The 8,678-nt window shown below is 45.3% G+C and carries 2 pseudogenes; both read right to left on the bottom strand.

The window, feature by feature from the left end:
- Positions 1-8,535 (bottom strand): annotated as a pseudogene (locus H5300_RS24170) (hypothetical protein); the annotation flags it as partial.
- A 30-nt stretch (positions 8,536-8,565) separates the two neighbouring features.
- Positions 8,566-8,678: pseudogene (locus H5300_RS24175) on the bottom strand (IS630 family transposase); the annotation flags it as partial.

The raw sequence follows: 8,678 nt of genomic DNA on the forward strand, positions 1-8,678 counted from the left end.
CACAAAGTCAACATCACTTGTTCCCGACAGGCTAATTGGGAATGATGTTGTAGCATCAATGACCAGAGTACCATCAATGATCACCGTCACTTGGTCAGTAGAATCATCGCGACCCGTCAAGCTCAAAATGCCGTTGAGTGCCGCGCCGAGATCAAGCTGAGTATCCTCAACGGCGTCGATAACACTGTCTGGCACAATCGCAATATCTGCAGCAACTTTGTCAGGTGCCGTCAGCACCTCAGGATAAGAAAGCGTTACCTCTCCGGTGCGTTGCACTTGGGCGGACGTTTCATTGTTAGCGTCACCAGGATCTGATACCAAAGTGAAAATTGTCATCTTGATATCATTGAAATCAGTAGCGACATCATCCGCATCATTGGCAGGGGTGAAATCTAATCCATTGGGCGCACTGACGCTAAAGGCATCTTCATTGGTCACAACCCAACGGCCACCGCCTTCGTAAGAGGCGCCAGTTACTAAAAGTTGCCCTAAGATATCATCAGATAACGCGCTTCCGTCGGTGTTAGTCAACTGAACAATCACTTCGTCGACTTGCTCTTCTACTGTGCTTAAATCCGTTTCTTGGTATCGGACGACGTATTCACCGTCCCAGATTTCGTCTCCGTTAGTATCAGTCGTTTGGTTATCACTGTTAGTTGTAAATTTAATGACACCATTAGCATCAGCCGTAATCGTAGTGAGATCTCCAGAGCCATCTTCGTTTGAAACGACAATCTTGTTGTCGGCATCTCCAGGTTCAACCACAGGTCGTACTTGAACGTTAATGATTCCGGTTATATCTGGATCGGCTTCGACATAACCACCATCTTCATCCTCTAGGCCGCTAGACGTATACTCATGATCTCGCTCTTCCATTTTAAGTTCGGTGGTCAACGTAAAATCTGCACTAGAATCAGCCGGAGGCGTCATTTGAATGAAGTTATTAGCTAATGCAATTTGAGTAAATTGTTCAGGAGTTTGGGAAGCATCTTTAGGCGTTATAATCAATGTTCCTGGGGTTGAGTCATCAACGGTCACATCACCGTTGACTACTGCAGTAACACCCAGTGGTATTCCATTAATAGTTATCTTAGTGAAATGCTCATCGTCATCAATGTAATCCGTGCCTTCAGGGTGCCAATCAATATTGATAGCCGTATCTTCATCACCGTTAGTCGTATTGACATAAGTTGCTGATGTGTCGATTCGAGGTATAACAAGCACTCGAATTTCTTGATCAAACGTAAGCGTGTGACCATCATTCTCAGTCACAATCACTTTACCTTGAATGTGAATATTCTCGGTCGATGAGTCGACAGGTCGAATGCGAATGCCTGAGGTTTTACCTGCCTCAGTAATGTTCGCTTCGTAGATTGGTTTCGATAGATCAGGACTACCGCCCGGTCCAGTTTCGTAACCAACAAAGTTAAGATCAATAACCGTACCGTCGCCATCTTCGAGAATCACACCATCAGGAATACCTGAAAGGATTACAGTAATGGCTTCAGATCCATCTCCAGTTAGAGGAGAATCTGTTGGGTCATCAGGTTTACGTTCGCCAGACAATACAGTGAAGTCAAGCAGAGCAAAGCTATCGCCATTTTGACTCTCTTCAATTGTAGTTTGAACACCGTTTGTCGCGCCATCTGTAAACGTTGTCCAATCTGTACCATTCGTCCCACCATAAGGAGTATCGGCAACGCCTTTGACTTCAACGTTGACGGTTTTAGTTCCTAATATCTCCTCATCGATTTGGGCGCCCGTGGATAGACTTGCCGTATCTTTGACCACTCCCGTAACATCGAAGGTGAAATCGACATTACTGTGTTTGGTTGGAACAACCTCAACGTTAGCCAAATCGGAATACGCGATTTCTTGATAATCCACACCATTGATCGTGATGGTCGGAACGACTGTCGTGGTGCCTAAGAAGTAAAGCACAGCTCCTTCCGTAACATTACTGATGCGCACAAACAGTTCTTCAGAACTGTCAGAATCGACCGACCCTGTCATGGTGATGACTTCGTCTAACGTGAACGCGTCTTTATTGTCCAAAGGCCCGACGTAATCTGGATCATCGATATTGTCTTCGTTGATCTGAATTCGACTAACACTGAATGTGCCAGGGTCCGCATCTGCGGTCACATCAATAACAATACTTTGTTCCACAGAACGAGCCGTCGTCTTATCGTTTGCTCCACCGTTGGCTGAATCATCGTATGGGTTAAACGTCTCTTCCGTAATTGCCGTCGCTTTGAACTCAATCTGCCCTGAGAAATTATCAATAGGGTTAACTACGGTGCTATTGATATCAGCAGATGCGATGATATAAACACCATTAACGGGCGTTAACACATTGCCATTTTGATCAAGTAACTCAAACTTCCCGTCGCCTTGAACTGCTTCAAGTTCGTAGGTAATCGTCTCAGTATTACTGTTATCTTGCGACTCTGCGTTCAGCTGCAACGTGACATTGTCTTCATCTTCGTTGACTTGATACTGATACGTGCTGTTGGAATCATCCCAAGTCGCAATATCCGCTACCGCTTCAATCTCGATTCTGAAGTTTGAGTTAATGGTGTGCTCCGTAGTGCCATTTTTCTCAATTTCAAGCTCATAACGAACTCGCCCACCAGTTTCATCCGAACTAGCGTGTTGGTCTGGAACAAAGAACAGGTTGTCTATCGTCGCGATAGTTTGTCTTGGTTCACTCGGGTTTGGAGCGAAGCTTTGTTCGAGTTCAGGAGAGCCAAATATAATGCTCCCATTTGACTCAGGCACTAATTCAATGTAGTCAGCACCATCAAAGTAATAAAAAGTACCTTGGTGACTATCACCTCCGTTCGGGCTTTTAATCGTCAACTGCCCAATAGATTCAGCGTTATCTTGGTCATACAGACTAACTTGCAGCGCAACTTGCGCTGGCGCATTCGGCAAACCATTTTGGTTATCTTGAACATTCTCAAGAGTCGGCTCATCACCTGTTGCGTAAGGTATGGTTGAGTCTCTACCCGCATCCTCGAAGGTCGTCACTTTCAGCGCAATTCTTGTAGAATCCCTATCAGTAATCGTAATATCTAACGGTGTTTCAGAGGTGTCTAAATCGCCATCCGTCGCAATCACGTTAATCGAGAAGTCGATAGTGTCTAGGCCGTCATGATCGAGATAGCCGTTAGCTCTAAATTCAACCTCACCATTTGAGTTGATGCGTAAAGTACCAAGCTGCCTTTCCTGAGTACCACCATTGCCATCATCGGTTTGCTCATAAACGCGGATAATTCGACTTCCGCTTTGAAGATTTAATGCGTCACTGTAATCAGTCGCATTACCTCTTTGGAAAACAATATCTGCACCATTATTTGAGATACCCTCAATTCGACTCAGTACCGCACCATCAGCCCCCACATCCGTCGCATTAGCAAACATGTCGACTTTAGAGTTGTTGTAACCCTGCCCTTCAAGACGAGTAATCGACTGAGTTGTCACTAATGGAACATCATCAGTGACTGTAATTTTGAGATCAATCGCATTTGATTGGTCTTGGTCAAAGTCTTCTGCAACAACAGAGAAATTAAGGTCAATCGCATTTTCATCTGCACCATCAGGGTGTTTAAGTGGTTTAAACAATTCAAATTGGTAGCTGTTATCCGAGGTATCGAAAATAATCTCGAACACCGCTTCATTACTCGTTGCAGTTTGAGCAACGTAAGTAAATGTTGTGCCGTTTTGTGAAACAGCTAGCCACTCTAAGCTTTCTCCATCAGAGGTTAAGCCCGTCAGAACCAAATCTTCATCAACCAGCTCATACAGCACAACGCCATCCGCACCTTCATCAACAGTGAACAGTCCATTGATGATGGTGTCTTCCGTTTGATCCGAACCAATCCCGGAAAGATCGTCTTCATCAACAGCGGTTTCACCTGTCGGAGCGGTCATCACAGGCACATCATCGAGCACCTCGATTGGCAATACATATTGGTTAGAATCATCACCATCACCATCAACGGCAACAACATCAAACGGTATTGTTAATGTATCGAGGTTACTCGGTGTCGTAGCGTGATTGAGAGGGCCAAGCAAGGTAAAGGTGTAAGCACCATCATCAGTCAGCACTAATGTGAAAATTGGCGTTCCACTTGGGTCGGTCGCCCCTTGGTAGGTGGTCGTGTTGGCAGCACCGGTGATCTCAGTGATCTTAATACCTTCACTGCCCGACGATAGCGTTGCTTCCAGCGTTGAGATATTACGCAGTTCGTAAACTTCAACTTGGTCTGCGCCTTCTGTGGTAATAAACGAACCCGTCGCTTGTGCCAGAGTACCCAAATCATCTTCATCAACCACAAATGTACTCGCGCCAGTGGTGTCAGTAATGGTTGGTACATCATCGGTAATCGTCACCGTAAGAGGCTTCACCGCTGAATCAGTGTTGTCTTTGTCGACGGCTATAACTGGCAAAGTGAAGATTTGATCATTGTTACCTTGTACTGGCAAGTGATCTAACTCTTCCAACAAGGTGAATGTGTACTCTCCTAGAACCACGCTGCTAAACGTGATGGTGAAGATATCCGTTTGGACACCGCCGCTCTCAACGTAACCAATATAATTATCGCTGTTCAGAGGATCTTCTTTTAACTGAACCACCAAACCATCCGCTTGCAGATCGCCTGATGTGTTGAATTGAGCCGGATCAATGCGGAAGTAGCTAACATCATCACTTCCTGCTGTGAAAGTAATGGTTTCAGTTTGGCTCACAGGTAAAACTGGTGAAGAACCATCAACCAGGTTTGCTTCAGCCAACGCGACAGTTGGAACGGTGTCGATAGTTGGTGGCGCGCCATCTGCAATAGTTAGCGTTACAGTCGAAGTGACAATATCGCCATCTTTATCTTCCGATGTCACCGTAATGGTTTTAACGATGTTACCACCCGAATGATCGAGATTACGGTTAGGTTCGAAACGTACATCCCCTTCGAGATTGATAAACAGAGAACCTTCAGTGAACACAAATTCCTGCTCACCCGTGTCGGTTTGTACCAAGGCTGTTTCAGCTTGATTGTCATACACAAACTTAGTGATTGTCGCGCCATCTGCACTTTGCGCAGGCATCACATCAAATGTCGTTGTGGTTGGTGTTCCCGTGGTTGGCTCAGTAATGTTGAGCGCACCTGACTGCATCAGCTGAACATCATCGGTGATGGTGACAGTCAGTGGTTTAGACGCTGAAATATCACCATCAGTATCTTCCGCGTAAACAGAAAGATCAAAGCTCAGATCGTTGTTTCCTAAACCATCAACATGATCTAAACGTTCAAGCAGAGTAAAGGTATATTGGCTCGGATTCGTGTCATCAAAATCCAGAGTGAATATGATTTTCTCGGCACCTGAACCATTAGTAGTAAATGCAATGTAGTCGCCTGAACCAGCTGGATCTTCACGTAAACTCAATTCAAGCCCATCAGACTTCAACGCGCCGTTGGTATTGAACAACCCTACTTCCACCACTATTTCAGCAATATCATCACTGCTTGCAAGTGAAGTAATGGTTTGAGTCATACTCACAGGGGTTACGCTAGGCGTCGAACCATCCGCAAGTAAGCTTTCTGACAATGCCACACCCGGCACAACGTCGATTGTTGGCCCATCACCATCAACAATGGTGAGCGTAACCGTCGACGAAAAGATATCGTTATCAAAATCTGAAGACGTGAACACGATTGACTTAACAATGTTACCTGCAGAGTGATCAAGGTTTCGATTAGGCTCAAACCTTACGTCACCATCTAATGTCACAAACAGTGAACCTTCAGTGAAAACAAACTCTTGTTCGCCACTGATGTTCTGATTCAGAGTAATTGGAGAACCACCGTCATACGTGAACTGCGTAATGTTCGCGCCGTCTGCACTTGGTATTGGCATCACATCAACGGTAGTTGTTGTTGGAGTACCAGAATTTGGTTCGGTAATGGTTAAGAAGCCATCTTGCATTTGCTGGAGGTCATCTTCTATCGTAACCACCACATCGCGCTTCGTTGATTCAGAATCATCTGTATCAACAGCATAGATAGGTAAGCGGAAAGTAAGGTCGTTGTTGAGCACGCCATCAAGATGGTCGAGTGCCTCTATCAAGGTAAATGTAAACTGAGCTTTGTTTGCACTATCAAAGCTAATGGTAAATACATCGGTAACGTTACCCATACCATCGTCGGTATAACCAATGTAGTCACCAGCAGAAGAAGGATCTTCTTTTAGTTGAACAACAAGACCACTTGATTTCAGCAGATCGCCAGGGTTGAATTCGTTGGTCGCAATTCTAAAGTGACTAAAATCATCACTTCCTTCTGTATACGTAATTGTATGAGTCGAACTGACCGGAGAACCACTTGGCGTCGAGCCATCCGCTAGGTTAACTTCCGATAAGTTAACATCTGGAACCACGTCGATAACGGGATCGATGCCGTCTTTGATCGTCAAAGTTACATCCGCGGTATCGGTATCGGTATCAAAATCACTGGTGGTGACGACAATCGTTCTTACGATATCGCCAGATGAATGGTCGAGATCTCGGTTCGGCTCAAAACGAACCTCCCCTTCAATGGTGATGTACAGTAAGCCATCGGTTACGGTAAAGACTTGTTCTGTAGATATGCTTGGGTCTAACGTTACAGCTGTGCCACCATCGTAAGTAAACTGTGTCACTTTCGCGCCATCAGCACTCTGCGTAGGCATAACATCAATGATTGCCGTCGTTGGTGGTGTACCCGATGCCAAATCAGCTAATGAAGGCTCAGTGATACTCAAGGTGCCATCTTGAACTCCTTGTACGTCATCGGTGATCGCAACCGTCATTGGCGACATTGCAGAATCATCACCATCTGCATCAACCACTAACACAGGGACATCGAAGCTTAGTGTATTGTTTTGTAATCCATCGACATGATCTAACGCTTCAAGCAGTGTGAACGTGTATTGTCCTAAATTACTCGTCGAGAAGCTGATCGTGAAGACGTTGGTTTCTACGTTAGAACCGTCTTTAACGAAGCCAATGTAATTACCAGAATTAGCTGGCTGCTCTTTTATCTCGACATCGAGGCCGTTCGATTTCAAAGCCCCTGAAGTATTGAACTGCGTAGGATCAATTCTGAAATGGCTTACGTCGTCACTACCCGCTGTGTAGGTAATAGTTTGTGTCATTGTCACTGGATTGCCCGTTGGCGCAGAGCCATCAGCCAGATCCACTTCAGATAACGTAATCCCGGGAACGAGGTCGATGGTAGGAAGGTCACCATCAACAATCTTAAGTGTCACTGTCGATGTGACAATATCGCCATCGAGGTCAACAGACGTCACCTCAATCGACTTGGTAATATCACCACCAGCATGATTTTGATTACGTACAGGCTCGAATCGTATCTCACCTTCTGTCGTAATGAATACCGAGCCTTCTGTGAACACGAACTCTTGTTCACCATTCACATTTAAATCAAGGCTTTCTGCAGTGTTACCATCGAAAACAAATGAAGTGACTTTCGCTCCGTCAGCGCTTTGACTTGGCATCACATCATAGGTATTTGATGTTTCAACACTTGCTGCCGGCTCACGACTGGTGATTGTGCCGTCTTGCATCAATTGCACATCGTCGCCAATGGTCACACCAAGCTGAGAAACTAACGAGTCATCGCCATCACTATCCACCGCATACACAGGTAAATTAAAGCTTAAATCGTTGTTGCCACGCGCATCTTGATGATCCAGAGCTTCGATTAAAGTAAATGTGTATTCACCTAAGGTTCCGGAGTTGAAGTCCAGCGTAAATACTGTCGTCTCTACATTAGACGAGCTGGTAGTAAAACCAATGTACTGACCAGAGCCTTGAGGATCTTCGCGCAGTTCGACCACTAAGCCATTCGACTTAAGCGCATCGTTAGTATTAAACTCGGTTGGTTCCAAACGGAAGCGAACCACATCATCACTTTGGTTGGTGAAAGTAATCGTCTCCGTTGAGCTGACCGCGCCGGCACTTGGCACAGAACCATCAGCTAGGTTTGTTTCTGAGAGCGTAACGCTTGGTACCGCATCGATAGTTGGAATATCACCATCGGTAATGGTCAGCGTAACGGTTGAAGTCACAGGATCGTTATCAAAATCACTTGAAGTAACGACAATCGACTTCACGATGTCTTCGCTGGCAGAGTGGTCAAGGTCACGATTAGGTTCAAAGCGCACTTGGCCTTGAAGAGTGATGAATAACTCACCTTCTGTGAAACTAAACTGCTGCTCGCCTACGATGCTTTGATCGAGTGTTTTGACAATACCGCCAAATGAGAATTCAGTGATCGTCGCACCATCGGCACTCTGATTTGGCATCACATCAATGGTGTTGGTCGTGATTGTTCCGTCTGCAAGGTTTGGCTCAGTGATATCTAACGTAACGTCTTGCATTATTTGGACATCATCACCAATGGTCACATTGAGTTGAGACATCAGTGAATCATCGCCATCACTGTCGACAGCATAAACAGGCAGGTCAAAACTCAAATCGTTGTTATCTAGGCCATCTATACCCAATCAACTTGAAGATGCAGGCTTAAACACCTGAAAATTGTCATTGATTCGAGACGTCAACGAACCTGCAATCTCTGGAAGAGTTACAGTAAAAAATTGGTCTATGGCTTCCTTGA

It is taken from the genome of Vibrio sp. SG41-7 (assembly GCF_014164465.1).
Lineage (GTDB): Bacteria > Pseudomonadota > Gammaproteobacteria > Enterobacterales > Vibrionaceae > Vibrio > Vibrio splendidus.